We start from the raw sequence: 12,636 nt of genomic DNA, 5'->3' as shown, positions 1-12,636 counted from the left end.
TGCCGCTCCCGTGCAGCCAGGGTCCCTGTGGGTCATGGGGCGGCGTGCTGCGGGTGCCTGCCGCTAGTGTGGTGCCATGACTCGGGACTTGCAGAAAAAGGCAGCTTTGGTAACCGGCGCGAGCAGCGGAATCGGGGAGGCAACAGTCCGCGCCCTGGCAGCGCAGGGGTGGGCCGTGTTTGCCGTGGCCCGCCGCGCAGAACGTCTCGCCGCCCTCGAAGCCCAGACGGGCGCCGTCGGAATTCCTGCCGACATATCCGAGGACGACGACGTGTCCCGGCTGCTTGCCCGGGTGACTGAAGCCGGGGGAATAGACACCCTGATCAACGTTGCCGGCGGCGCGCGGGGAGCGGACGCCATTGGCGCCGCAAGCACTGAGGACTGGGAGTGGATGTACCGGGTCAACGTGCTGGGCACCATGAAGCTCACCCGGGCATTTCTGCCGATGCTGCGCGCCAACGGCGAAGGCACGGTCCTGAACCTGACGTCCACGGCCGGCCTGGCAGCATACGAGGGTGGAGGCGGCTACAACGCGGCGAAGTTCGCCCAGCATGCCATGACCGGGGCGCTGCGGCTCGAGGAGGCGGAAAACAACCTGCGGGTCATCGAAGTAGCGCCCGGGCTGGTGTACACCGAGGAATTCGCCTTGAACCGGCTCGGGAACCGGCAGGCAGCCGAAAAGGTGTACCAGGGCGTGGAGAAGCCGCTCACGGCAGAAGATGTGGCGGAAGTGGTCCGGTACGCCGTCACTGCCCCGCACCACGTCAACCTGGACCAGATCGTGATCCGCCCTGTGGCGCAGGCCGCAAACCACAAACTGATCCGAAAGGGCTAGGAAACCCTGAGATCAAGGGTTGCCACCACTGCCGCATGGTCGGTCCCACGGATCTGATGGACCGAGTAGTCCCGCCCCGCAAGATCCGGGCTGGTGACCAGGTGGTCCAGCGTGACGCCGGGAAGCAGATACCCCCGCGTTGGCCACGTGGGGACCAAGCGGCTTCCCAGCGCTGACGCCACATCCACCAGCTTGCGCCGGCCGGTGGTGCCGTCCAGCAGGCTGCGGAACTCCCAGTGGTCATAGGTCGCATTGAAATCGCCGGCCAGCAGCAGGGGTCCGGAACCGGTACTGATCCCCGCAAGTTCCCGGAGGTCACTGCGCCACTTCTCCACTCCGTCGCCCACCGGTGCTACAGCATGTACGGCCACCACCCGCAGGGCTGCACCATCCCGGCCGTCGCCGAGGTCAAGGCTGGCAACCGGCATGGTGAACTGGGTATCCGGCAGCACGCCGGTCTCCGTCAATCCGAAGGAGGAATAGATAGCGCTCCCGCCGGCCCCGTCTTTGGGATGGGAAACCCGGTGCGGAAGCAGTCCGTCCAGCCCGGCGGCGGACAGCCTGGCTGCCAGTTCCGGGGTGTACTCCTCCACCACCAGCAGATCCACGTGCCGGTCGCGGACCAGGGCAACGATGTCGTTTGCGTGGGCACCACCCACCTCCGCATTGATGGTCATGGCAACGAACGTAGTCGTGGTTCCAGCAGCTTCGGCGGCAGGTTGCCGGATGTCCAGCGGGAAGAGCCAGAATGACTGGCATCCGATCAGGACCAGTACCAGCACACCCTGCCAGCGGCTCCGTCCCAGGAAAGCCAGGACCAGTGCTGCTGTTGCCGGCACCGCAAGCCACGGCGTAAAGGCCAGCAGCTGCACCACGAGGACAGGCCACTCCGCCGGCACAGCACGGAAGACCGACATCACCGCCACCGGCAGGGCGGCGGGAAGGAACAGCCACCTGGACACAGCGGCTGTGCGCGTCCCCCGGGCGGGGCGGGCGGAAGCTGTCATGAGGTGAGTCTAGGCAACGGCCTTCCCTGCGTCAGCCCCGCCGTCGGGAACTGCAGGAACTGGTCAGAACATGGTCAATACCCAAGCGGCGGCACCGGGAGGTTTCCGGGCGGGGGAGCGCGCCACAGGCATGTTCCCCTGCCGGGAATGGCAATGGGCGCCGCGGAAATAGTAGACTCGAAAGTGGCTATGACCCGGCTATCACCGGTGAGCTTCCGGAAGAACGCGCGAAACCGCCTCCCAGGCGGCGAGCGTCAGTAGAACCGGACGGGTAAGCCCGTCACAGCAGTAATGAGAGGCCGGAGCAGTCACGTTCCCAAGGAACTGGCAGCGCCGGTAAGTGAGGTGGTACCGCGGTGAGCGTGGAGTCCTGAGGACATCACGGCAGCCGTCCTCGCATCCTGAACGGAACTGTCAGGCGCAAACCGGCAGTTCGCCAAGCTCAACCCAGGATGTCGAGAATGACGTATTACCCCAAGGCCTCAGCCTCCACCAGTGGCACCTCTTCCAGCCGCAACGCGGGTGTGTCCGCCTCCGTGAAGTTCCCGGAAGTCGAAGAGCGCATCCTCAAATACTGGGACCAGGACGGCACTTTCCAGGCCAGCATCGACCAGCGCAGCGCGGACGCCCCCGGCGGTGAACCCGGCAGCAACGAATTCGTGTTCTACGACGGCCCGCCGTTCGCCAACGGCCTGCCGCACTACGGCCACCTGCTGACCGGTTACGCCAAGGACCTCGTGGGCCGCTACCAGACCCAGCGCGGCAAGCGCGTGGAGCGGCGCTTCGGCTGGGACACCCATGGGCTGCCGGCAGAGCTGGAAGCCATGAAGCAGCTGGGCATGACGGACAAAACCCAGATCGAAGCCATGGGCATCGACAAGTTCAATGACGCCTGCCGCGCCTCCGTGATGAAGTACGCGGACGAATGGCGCAGCTACGTCACCCGGCAGGCACGCTGGGTGGACTTTGACAACGACTACAAGACCCTCAATGTCGAGTACATGGAGTCGGTCCTCTGGGCGTTCAAGCAGCTCCATGAAAAGGGCCTGACCTATAACGGCTACCGTGTACTGCCGTACTGCTGGAAAGACGAAACCCCCCTTTCCAACCATGAACTACGCATGGATGACGACGTCTACAAGAACCGCCAGGACCAGACCGTCACCGTGACCTTCCCCATCACCGCAGGGGAGTCCGAACTGTCCCGGCAGCTCGACGGCGTCCAGGCGCTCGCCTGGACCACCACGCCCTGGACCCTTCCCACCAACGCCGCGCTCGCCGTCGGCCCTTCCATCACCTACGCCGTACTGCCCGCGGGCCCGAACGGCATCAAGGCCGCCTCCGCCGACGCACCCGTCACCGGCAGCTTCCTGCTGGCTGCGGACCTGCTGGCCAGCTACGCCAAGGACCTGGGCTACGACGATTTCGAGGCAGCACAGGCCGCCGTCGTGTCCACCCACACGGGTGCGGAGCTGGAAGGCCTGGCATACCGGCCGCTGTGGCAGGACTTCGCCGACAACGAAAAATACGGCATGGAGAACGCCTGGCGGATCCTGGTGGCCGATTACGTGACCACCACGGACGGCACGGGCATCGTCCACCAGGCACCCGCCTACGGCGAGGATGACCAAAAGGTCTGCGAAGAGGCCGGCATCCCGGTGATCCTTTCGGTCGACGAGGGCGCCAAATTCCTCCCGCTCTTCAAGCACGGCGACCTGCACGACATCGTGGGACTGCAGGTCTTTGAAGCCAACAAGCCGATCACCCAGGTGCTGCGCGCCCAGGGCCGCCTGGTCCGCCAGGCCAGCTACGAGCACAGCTACCCGCACTGCTGGCGGTGCCGCAACCCGCTGATCTACCGGGCCGTGTCCTCCTGGTACGTTGAGGTCACCAAGTTCAAGGACCGGATGTCCGAGCTGAACCAGGAGATCAACTGGATCCCCGGCAACGTCAAGGACGGCCAGTTCGGCAAGTGGCTGGAGAACGCCCGCGACTGGTCCATCAGCCGCAACCGCTACTGGGGCAGCCCCATCCCTGTGTGGCAGTCCAGCGACCCCGAATACCCCCGCACGGACGTGTACGGTTCACTCGCCGAGATCGAGGCGGACTTTGGCCGGCTCCCGCTGAACAAGGACGGCCAGGTTGACCTGCACCGGCCGTTCATCGACGAACTGACCCGGCCAAACCCGGACGATCCCCGCACGCCCGAAGAGGGCCAGTCGGTGATGCGCCGCGTGGAGGACGTGCTGGACGTCTGGTTCGACTCCGGCTCCATGCCGTACGGCCAGGTGCACTACCCGTTCCAGAACGAAGCCTGGTTTGATACCCACAACCCTGCCGACTTCATCGTGGAGTACATCGGCCAGACCCGCGGCTGGTTCTACATGCTGCACATCCTTTCCACGGCCCTGTTCGACCGGCCGGCCTTCCGCAACGTCATCAGCCACGGCATCGTGCTGGGCTCGGACGGGCAGAAGATGTCCAAGAGCCTGCGCAACTACCCGGACGTTTCCGAGGTGCTGGACCGCGACGGCTCGGACGCCATGCGGTGGTTCCTGATGTCCAGCCCCATCCTCCGGGGCGGCAACCTGGTGGTCACCGAACAGGGAATCCGCGACGGCGTCCGCCAGGTGATCTTGCCGCTGTGGAACGTGTACAGCTTCTTCACGCTCTACACCAACGCCTCCAACGGCGGGGCAGGCTACGATGCGAAGCTCCGCTACGACGGCTATGCCGACACGCTGGACCAGTACCTGCTGGCCAACACCGGTGACCTGGTGCAGAACATGACCGCCCAGCTGGACAGCTACGACATCTCCGGGGCCTGCGATGAACTGCGCACCTACCTGGACATGCTCACCAACTGGTACGTCCGCCGCAGCCGCCAGCGGTTCTTCGACGAGGACCAGGACGCCTTCGACGCCCTGTTCACCGCACTGGAAACTGTTACCCGCGTAGCGGCGTCCCTCCTGCCGCTGGTCTCCGAGGAAATCTGGCGCGGGCTCACGGGCGGCCGCTCTGTGCACCTGGCCGACTGGCCGGATGCGGACCTGTTCCCGGCCAACCCGGACTTGGTGCAGGCCATGGACAAGGTCCAGCAGATTTGCTCCACCGGTTCCTCGCTCCGCAAGGCAGCGAACCTCCGCGTCCGCCTGCCGCTGCAGGAACTCACGGTAGTGGCACCCGGTGCTGACGCGCTGGGCGGTTTCGCCGCCGTCGTGGCCGATGAGCTGAACCTCCGCTCGGTCCGCCTGCTGGACGCAGCCACGGCCTCCCCGGAGGAGTTCGGGATCCAGCAGAAGCTGGTGGTCAATGCCCGCGCTGCCGGTCCGCGCCTGGGCAAAAACGTCCAGGCAGCCATCAAGGGCGCCAAGTCAGGTGACTGGTCAGTGGATGATGACGGCGTGGTCACCGCAGGCGGGCTCCATCTGGAACCGCAGGAGTACACACTGGAGACAGTAGTGGCAGAGTCTGAGGGCGGCAGCGCCACTGCATCGTCTGCTGTCGCAGTATTGCCCGGCGGCGGGTTCGTGGTCCTCAACACCGAGGTCACCCCGGAGCTGGAGGCCGAAGGCCTGGCCCGTGACATGGTCCGCTCCATCCAGCAGGCCCGCAAGGATGCCGGACTGAATGTGAGCGACCGGATCCGGACCAGCATCACGGCTGCGCAGGATGTTGTGGACGCCTTGAAAGCCCATGAAAGCCTCATTGTCAGCGAAACCCTCACCGTGGAGCTCGGTTTGCATTCCAGCGGCGATGGCACGGAGCTGCAGATCGCCGTCGAAAAAGTAGAGGCATAATCCATGACTGACGAATTTTCCGTAGAGAGCGTCTACGCCGAACTGCTGGGACGGGCGCCGGAAAACAAGATGGAACCGCGGCTTGCCCCGCTGTTCCGGGCGATGGACGTGCTGGGGGAGCCGAACAAGGCCTTCCCGATCATCCACGTCACCGGAACCAACGGCAAGACGTCCACCGCCCGCATGATCGAATCGGTCCTGCGGGCCCACGGCCTGAGCACCGGGCGGTACACCAGCCCGCACCTGTCCAAGGTCACCGAACGGATCAGCATCGACGGGCGCCCGGTATCGGATGAGACGTTCGTCCGGATCTGGGACGAAATCCGCCCGTACCTGCAGATTGTGGACTCCGAGCTGGAGGCCGACGGGCAGCCACGCCTGACGTACTTCGAATGCCTCACCATCCTGGGCTTTGCCATCTTCGCCGACCAGCCCGTCAACGTGGCAGTCATTGAAGTGGGCCTGGGCGGCATCACGGATGCCACGAACGTGGGGGACGGGCAGGTCTCGGTGGTCACCCCCATCTCCCTGGACCACACTGACCTCCTCGGTGACACCACCGAGGACATCGCCTACGAAAAAGCCGGCATCATCAAGCCCGGCGGCTACCTCATCAGTGCCGCCCAGCCGCTTGACGCGGCTCAGGTCCTGCTGGAGAAGGCTAAGGACGTCGGCGTGCCCTTCAAGTTCGAGGGAGTTGAGTTCGCCGTCGAATCGCGGACCGTGGCGGTTGGCGGCCAGATGGTCACCATCCAGGGCATTGCGGGACGTTACCCGGATCTGCTCGTGCCGCTTCACGGCGCCCACCAGGCGCAGAATGCGGCAGTGGCAGTGGCTGCGCTCGAAGCGTTCTTCGGCGGTGAAAAGGAACTCGGATTCGACGTGCTGCAGGAAGGCTTCGCCGAGGTCACCTCCCCGGGACGGCTTGAGGTGGTGCGCACCGCACCCACCATTGTGGTTGACGCTGCACACAACCCCGACGGCGTCAAAGTGTCCGCGGCTGCCCTCCAGGAGGCCTTCACCTTCACCAGGCTGGTCCCGGTGGTGGGAATCCTGAAGGAGAAGGACGCCGAGGAGATCCTCCGCCAGCTCAAGGAATCCTTGGGCGGCATGGCTGAGGAGTACTGCTTCACCCAGTCGAACTCCCCGCGCGCCGTCCCGGCAGCCGAACTCGCCGAACTTGCCATCGACCTCGGTTTCGGCGAGGACAACGTGCACGTCGCGGAGAAACTCGACGACGCCCTCGAATGGGCAGTTGAACGCGCCGAAGCAAACGATGACCTTTCCGGCGGCGTGCTTGTAACCGGCTCCATCACCCTGGTGGCCGAGGCACGCATCCTGCTGGGCAAGACGGAGGCCTAGGCGATGGCCAAACTGACCAAAGCCCAGCGCGAATGGCGGCCGGGCATGCCCAAGAAGCGGCGTTCCACCAAGGTGATGTTCGCTTCCACGGTGCTGCTCCTGGAAGCCTTCGTGATGTTTTTCGCCACCCTTGCGGTGTTCGGCCTGCGCCGCGGAGAGTTCCCGCCGGCGTTGATCCTCGGCGTGGGCATCGCCCTGAGCGTCGTGATGATCGTGGCCTGCGCCTTCCTCACCAAGCCCTGGGGCATCGGGCTCGGGTGGATCCTGCAGCTCGTCCTGATCCTCACCGGCATTTTCGAGCCCGCCATGTTCCTGGTGGGCGGCCTGTTCGCACTGGCCTGGTGGTACGGAATCCGCACCGGAATCCGGTTGGACCGGGAAGCCGGCGAGCGGGCCCGCGAGCAGGCCAAGTGGGAAGCAGCCCATCCGGACCAGGCTGCCGGGCCGGGCCAGCAGCCGCAGTCCCCGTAGACTTGATCCGAAATCCGTTACCAACGCATTGGAGCAGTTGTGACTACTGAGCGCACACTCGTCCTGATCAAGCCCGACGGCGTCGCCCGCAACCTTACCGGGGCAATCCTGGCCCGGATCGAAGCCAAGGGCTACACCCTGGCCGAGCTGAAGAAGGTCGACGCGTCCCGTGAGCTGCTGGAGCAGCACTACGAGGAGCACGTCGGCAAGCCCTTCTACGAGCCCCTGGTGGAATTTATGCTCTCCGGGCCGGTAGTGGCAGCCATTTTCGAAGGCCACCGCGTCATTGAAGGCTTCCGTTCCCTGGCAGGAACCACCGACCCCACCACGGCAGCCCCAGGCACCATCCGCGGCGACTTTGGCCGCGACTGGGGCGTGAAGGTCCAGCAGAACCTGGTCCACGGCTCCGACTCCACCGATTCCGCCGACCGCGAGATCAAAATCTGGTTCCAGGCGTAGCTTCACCTGCACGACAGATAAGGCCGATGTTCTTCACGAACATCGGCCTTATCTGTCACTTCACGGGAGGCGGCTTTAGAAGCCCGAGGTTCCGGCGAAAACCTGGATGAATGCGAAGAAGATGGTGGCGATGACGGCCACGTAAAGCAACGCGGTGATGATCCAGCCCGAGTCGCCCAGCATGCGGGCGGCGTTTTCCGGCATGGGGATCACCCCTGCCGTGACGTTCCGGAGGGTCACCCAGACGAACAGGGGAATCATGGCCGCCCAGACAATCATGCAGAACGGGCAGAGGATGCGGATGTCGTAGAGGGCCTGCGACCACAGCCACACCACGAAGGCGAAACCAAGGGTGACCCCCGCCTGCAGGCCCAGCCAGTACCAGCGGGCAAAGGTTGCTCCGGCGAGTAGTGCCATACCAACGGTGATGACGACGGCAAAGGCCACGATGCCGATAAACATGTTCGGGAAGCCGAACAGCGAGCTCTGCCACGTTTTCATCACGTCACCACAGGAAATCCAAGGATTCACGTCGCACACGGTGGTGTGGTTGGGATCCTGGAGCACCGCGAGCTTTTCCAGCACCAGGGTTCCGGAGGCGAGCCAGCCGATGGCGCCCGTGATCACCAGCAGCCAGCCGAAGGGCCGGTTACGGGTCATCGCCGGGACGGTTCCGGCTGTCCTGCCGGCCGGGTCGCTGTCCTGGTTCAGGCTCCGTTCCTGGGCAGGGGTGCCGCTGAGGGGGGAGATGCTGGGCATTGGTGTGGCGTCCTTTTCATCCGGTGCTCCTTGCCTGATTGTAACGCCGGAGGCTGAAAGGACCGTCCAGACGAGGGGAAGGGGCCAGCGCGTTTGGTGCTGCCTCCGCCGTGATTTAGTCCGGGTATGAGAGAATGAACGTGGCTGGAAGACGATCCACATTCGGACTCCGGTCCGGTGGCTTGTTCCCAAGACCGCCAATGACGAGCAGGGCAGGCATCGGTCTCACCGACGCAGTCTCCCGCGACTCCATTGAGCGGCACCTGGTTGTGGCACGTAGAACAACGGGTTTCAGAACATCCCGCCGGCCCCCACGGGCTGCCGCACCCCACTGCCGGTGCGAACCTGGGGGTATCCACTTGACTTCTGTCAACGCCTGCGGGTTTTGACAATATGTGCCCCAATGGGTGCCGGATGTGGCGGTACGTCAGGGGCAGGAGTGTTGCCACATATGGATAATGAACAAGTTTCAGCCGTTAACAGCGAAGCAGCGGCCGCAGAGGCAGACGCTGCACCCAAAAAAGCCACGAGGACGCGCCGGAAGGCTGTGCCCAAGGCCGACGCCCTGATCCCGGAGGCAGACGTCACCGGCGCCGGCACTTCGGAAGGCGCCCCGGCCAGCGTCGATGCTTCGGAAGCCACCGCTGCCGCTGCTGCCGATCCCGGCGCCGCGGAGGCCAAGGCTCCAGTCCGGCGAACCCGCGCCCGGAAGAAGGCGGACACCGCCGAACCGCTCCCGGCTTTCGCCCCAGAGCTAGGATCCCCAGAGGCAGAATCCGCAGTGGCAGAACCGGAAGCAGAATCCGGCGTCGAGGCCACTGCCGGTGCAGGCGCAGACACTCCTGAGGTACCGGCCGTGGAGCCCGCCGTCGGGGCCGCCGAAACGAAGCCCGTCCGCCGCCGTCGGGTCGCCACCCGGAAGACCTCCGCACCTGCCGCCGAAGCGGAACCGGCGGATCAGGCAGCCGAAGTCCAGCCTGCCGAAGTGGTCAGCGTGCTTCCGGCCGGGATGCCCGAAGCGGTTGACGCTGCTGCCGTCCCGGCAGCAGCAGGTACTGCTGAGGTACCAGCAGCCGATGCGGCTTCACCGGTGGAAACCACCGAAGAAGAGGCCACTGAAGAAGAGGCTTCCGAAGAACCAGCGTCGGCCGGGCAGGCGCAAGCGGCTCCTTCCAGCCCCTTCGGCACCCTGTTCATGGAACCGGCGTCTCCCACCTCCGTGCTGTTCCAGGCACCGGACCTGAGCACCGTGGTGCGTCCGGTTCCCGCCGCTGTTGAAGAAGCAGGCGAGGACGACGCCGATGAGATCGATTCGGAGGACGCGGGCCGCCGCAGGCGCCGGGGCCGCGGACGCCGCGGACGCAGCCGCGCCGGTGAGCGTGAAGCTGACGCCGAGCTTGAAGGCGGCGAAAGTGCCGACGTTGATGCCTCCGACGACGCCGACGAGGAGTCTGCGGGGCAGGTGGAAGAAGGCGTGACGTCCCGTCGTCGCCGCCGCCGCCGCCGCGGGGACCAGGACCTTGAGCTGACCGGCGGCGGGGATGACGATCCGCCCAACACCGTCACCCGCGTCCGCGCTCCGAGGCCGGTCACCGAACCCGCCGTCAACAACCGCGTGACCAGCGTGAAGGGCTCCACCCGCCTGGAGGCGAAGAAGCAGCGCCGGCGCGAGTCCCGCGACACCGGCCGCCGCCGCACCGTCATCACCGAAGCCGAGTTCCTGGCACGCCGTGAGTCCGTTGACCGGCAGATGATCGTGCGCCAGCGCGACGACAGAATCCAGATCGCCGTCCTCGAAGACGGTGTCCTGGCCGAGCACTTCGTATCAAAGACCCAGCAGGATTCCCTGATTGGCAACGTGTACCTGGGCAAGGTCCAGAACGTGCTGCCCTCCATGGAAGCTGCCTTCGTGGACATCGGACGCGGCCGCAACGCTGTCCTGTACGCCGGCGAGGTGAACTGGGAAGCGGTGAACCTCGAGGGCAAGCAGCGGCGCATCGAAAACGCCCTCAAGTCCGGCGACACCGTCCTGGTCCAGGTGACTAAGGACCCCGTGGGACACAAGGGCGCACGCCTGACCAGCCAGATCTCGCTGCCTGGCCGCTACCTGGTGTACGTGCCCGGCGGTTCCATGACCGGCATTTCGCGCAAGCTGCCCGACGTCGAACGCAACCGCCTCAAGCGCATCCTCAAGGACCGCCTCCCGGAGCAAGCCGGCGTCATCGTCCGCACCGCGGCCGAAGGCGCTTCCGAGGAAGAGCTGACGCACGACATCAACCGGCTGCGCGCGCAGTGGGAGGGCATCGAGAGCCAGTCGAAGTCCACGAAGATCCTTGCCCCTGAATTGCTCTACGGCGAACCGGACCTCACCATCAAGGTGGTCCGCGACGTCTTCAACGAGGACTTCTCCAAGCTGATCGTCTCGGGCGAGGAAGCCTGGGACACCATCGAGGCCTACGTTACGTACGTAGCGCCGGACCTGGTGGGCCGCCTTGAGAAGTGGACCAAGGACCAGGACATCTTCGCTGCCTGGCGCATCGACGAGCAGATCCACAAGGCGCTCGAACGCAAGGTCTTCCTGCCCTCCGGCGGTTCGCTGGTGATTGACCGCACCGAGGCCATGACCGTAGTGGACGTCAACACCGGCAAGTTCACGGGCAGCGGCGGCAACCTCGAAGAGACGGTGACCAAAAACAACCTTGAGGCTGCGGAAGAAGTCGTCCGCCAGCTCCGCCTCCGCGATATCGGCGGCATTATCGTCATCGACTTCATCGACATGGTCCTGGAATCCAACCGCGACCTCGTGCTCCGCCGCATGGTGGAATGCCTGGGACGCGACCGGACCAAGCACCAGGTTGCGGAAGTTACGTCACTTGGCCTCGTGCAGATGACGCGCAAGCGGATGGGTACCGGGCTCCTCGAAGTCTTCGGCGAGCAGTGCGAAGCGTGCGCGGGCCGCGGCGTGGTAACCCACGACGACCCCGTGGAGCACCGGCGGGCCAACATTGTGGCCGCCGAGCACCACATCCAGCGGACGGACAGCAGGCCGGAGGCCCGCAGCGAAGGCCACCGCAACGACGCCCAGCGCGTCGACAACAACCAGCCCGGCGCGCGCCCGGACCGCAAACGCCGGCGGGGCCGCGGTGGCCAGCAGCCGGAGGTTGCCCCGGCAGCAGCAGCCGTGCACGTCCACACGGTGCACCCTGACCCCTCGGACGCTGAACGGCATGCCAAGGCGGAGGCCACAAGGCTGGCCCTTGCCAACATCGCCGCCGCCGCGCATGCAGCCCACCTGCACGACGACGAAGTGGCGGCAGCCAAGCAGGCGGCCGCCGACCAGCCCGCCGCTGCCTCCGCAGCGGAGGCTGCGAAGCGCGACGACGAAGCGCGTCAGGCTGCCGTGCTGACCTTCGGCGGCGAGAAGGTGGTGCTGCCGTTCGTTGAGCACGCTGAAGAGCCGCAGCAGAAGCCTGCCCTGACCCTGGACCGGCTTGCGGAGGCCTTCGCCCACCTTGGCCAGCCGGCACCTGCCGAAGACCAGCCCGAGCAGGCAGAACCGGAGCAGAAACCGGTGGAGCCCGTGCAATCGACAGCGCCGGTACAGGCGCCCGCTGCTGCAGCACCGGCGAAGGACTACAGCGACCACACGCTGGAGCAGTCCCGGCAGCGCCGGCCGCGGCGCAACCGCAGTGCCAGCCGTGCCCAAGGAGCTGCAAACGAAACCACTGTGCAGCATCACGAAAACGTGGCGGCAGCCGGCACAGGGCATACCCACGAGGCAAAGGCCCCCGAACCGGCCGGTGCCGGCGGCTCCAGTGACGGCAATGCCGGCACCAGGAAGCCGGCCGAGGCGCCCATCATCCTGGGCGTCGGAGTTCCGGCCTCGGAGCTCTAAGCGTTACCGGTAAGTAGATGCCCGGCCAGCCACAACAGTGGCCGGCCG

At 65.7% G+C, this 12,636-nt stretch carries 8 protein-coding genes; 6 read left to right on the top strand and 2 right to left on the bottom strand.

What is annotated here, in order from left to right; genetic code table 11:
* The first annotated feature begins 76 nt into the window (after positions 1–76).
* On the top strand, positions 77–835 hold the full coding sequence (locus tag AC5RUQ_RS19485) for an SDR family oxidoreductase (RefSeq protein WP_493948928.1): 759 nt from the start codon (positions 77–79) through the stop codon (positions 833–835).
* Here AC5RUQ_RS19485 and AC5RUQ_RS19480 read toward each other — a convergent pair.
* Positions 832–1,842 carry an endonuclease/exonuclease/phosphatase family protein gene (locus AC5RUQ_RS19480; protein WP_493948927.1) on the bottom strand — a complete coding sequence of 337 codons (1,011 nt, stop codon included), beginning with the start codon at positions 1,840–1,842 and terminating at the stop codon, positions 832–834. The two genes, AC5RUQ_RS19485 and AC5RUQ_RS19480, sit on opposite strands and share 4 nt — an antisense overlap.
* A gap of 461 nt (positions 1,843–2,303) precedes the next feature.
* Between AC5RUQ_RS19480 and ileS the strand changes: the two genes are divergently transcribed.
* The 4 genes from ileS to ndk are packed head-to-tail and all read left to right on the top strand — an operon-like array spanning position 2,304 to position 7,934.
* A complete protein-coding gene (gene ileS, locus AC5RUQ_RS19475; RefSeq protein WP_493948926.1) occupies positions 2,304–5,642 on the top strand; it encodes an isoleucine--tRNA ligase in 3,339 nt (1,112 codons plus the stop codon).
* Between the two features lie 3 nt (positions 5,643–5,645).
* Complete coding sequence (locus AC5RUQ_RS19470) at positions 5,646–7,004, top strand: bifunctional folylpolyglutamate synthase/dihydrofolate synthase (RefSeq protein WP_493948925.1); 1,359 nt, start codon at positions 5,646–5,648, stop codon at positions 7,002–7,004.
* A gap of 3 nt (positions 7,005–7,007) precedes the next feature.
* Complete coding sequence (locus tag AC5RUQ_RS19465) at positions 7,008–7,475, top strand: DUF4233 domain-containing protein (protein ID WP_461171607.1); 468 nt, start codon at positions 7,008–7,010, stop codon at positions 7,473–7,475.
* A 39-nt stretch (positions 7,476–7,514) separates the two neighbouring features.
* A complete protein-coding gene (gene ndk / locus AC5RUQ_RS19460) occupies positions 7,515–7,934 on the top strand; it encodes a nucleoside-diphosphate kinase (protein ID WP_493948924.1) in 420 nt (139 codons plus the stop codon).
* Positions 7,935–8,009: 75 nt separating this feature from the next.
* Here the strand turns inward: ndk and AC5RUQ_RS19455 are convergent, their stop codons facing one another.
* Positions 8,010–8,693: a vitamin K epoxide reductase family protein gene (locus AC5RUQ_RS19455; RefSeq protein WP_493948923.1), complete on the bottom strand. Its 684-nt coding sequence runs from the start codon at positions 8,691–8,693 to the stop codon at positions 8,010–8,012.
* Between the two features lie 451 nt (positions 8,694–9,144).
* Here AC5RUQ_RS19455 and AC5RUQ_RS19450 point away from each other — a divergent pair, with 451 nt between their 5' ends.
* Positions 9,145–12,588 (top strand): Rne/Rng family ribonuclease, encoded by a 3,444-nt coding sequence (locus AC5RUQ_RS19450; RefSeq protein WP_493948922.1) that lies wholly within the window; start codon positions 9,145–9,147, stop codon positions 12,586–12,588.
* Positions 12,589–12,636 lie beyond the last annotated feature (48 nt).

The sequence above is a fragment of the Arthrobacter sp. MDT2-3 genome, assembly GCF_059090465.1.
Note: the sequence above shows the minus strand (reverse complement) of the source record. Positions and strands in the feature narration are given on the sequence as shown.

Excerpts from the sequence above, each read along its gene's own strand:
- ileS (WP_493948926.1), top strand. The coding sequence starts at position 2,304 with ATGACGTATTACCCCAAGGCCTCAGCCTCCACCAGTGGCACCTCTTCC.
- AC5RUQ_RS19450 (WP_493948922.1), top strand. The coding sequence starts at position 9,145 with ATGGATAATGAACAAGTTTCAGCCGTTAACAGCGAAGCAGCGGCCGCA.
- AC5RUQ_RS19465 (WP_461171607.1), top strand. The coding sequence starts at position 7,008 with ATGGCCAAACTGACCAAAGCCCAGCGCGAATGGCGGCCGGGCATGCCC.
- AC5RUQ_RS19470 (WP_493948925.1), top strand. The coding sequence starts at position 5,646 with ATGACTGACGAATTTTCCGTAGAGAGCGTCTACGCCGAACTGCTGGGA.
- AC5RUQ_RS19480 (WP_493948927.1), bottom strand. The coding sequence starts at position 1,842 with ATGACAGCTTCCGCCCGCCCCGCCCGGGGGACGCGCACAGCCGCTGTG.
- AC5RUQ_RS19485 (WP_493948928.1), top strand. The coding sequence starts at position 77 with ATGACTCGGGACTTGCAGAAAAAGGCAGCTTTGGTAACCGGCGCGAGC.
- AC5RUQ_RS19455 (WP_493948923.1), bottom strand. The coding sequence starts at position 8,693 with ATGCCCAGCATCTCCCCCCTCAGCGGCACCCCTGCCCAGGAACGGAGC.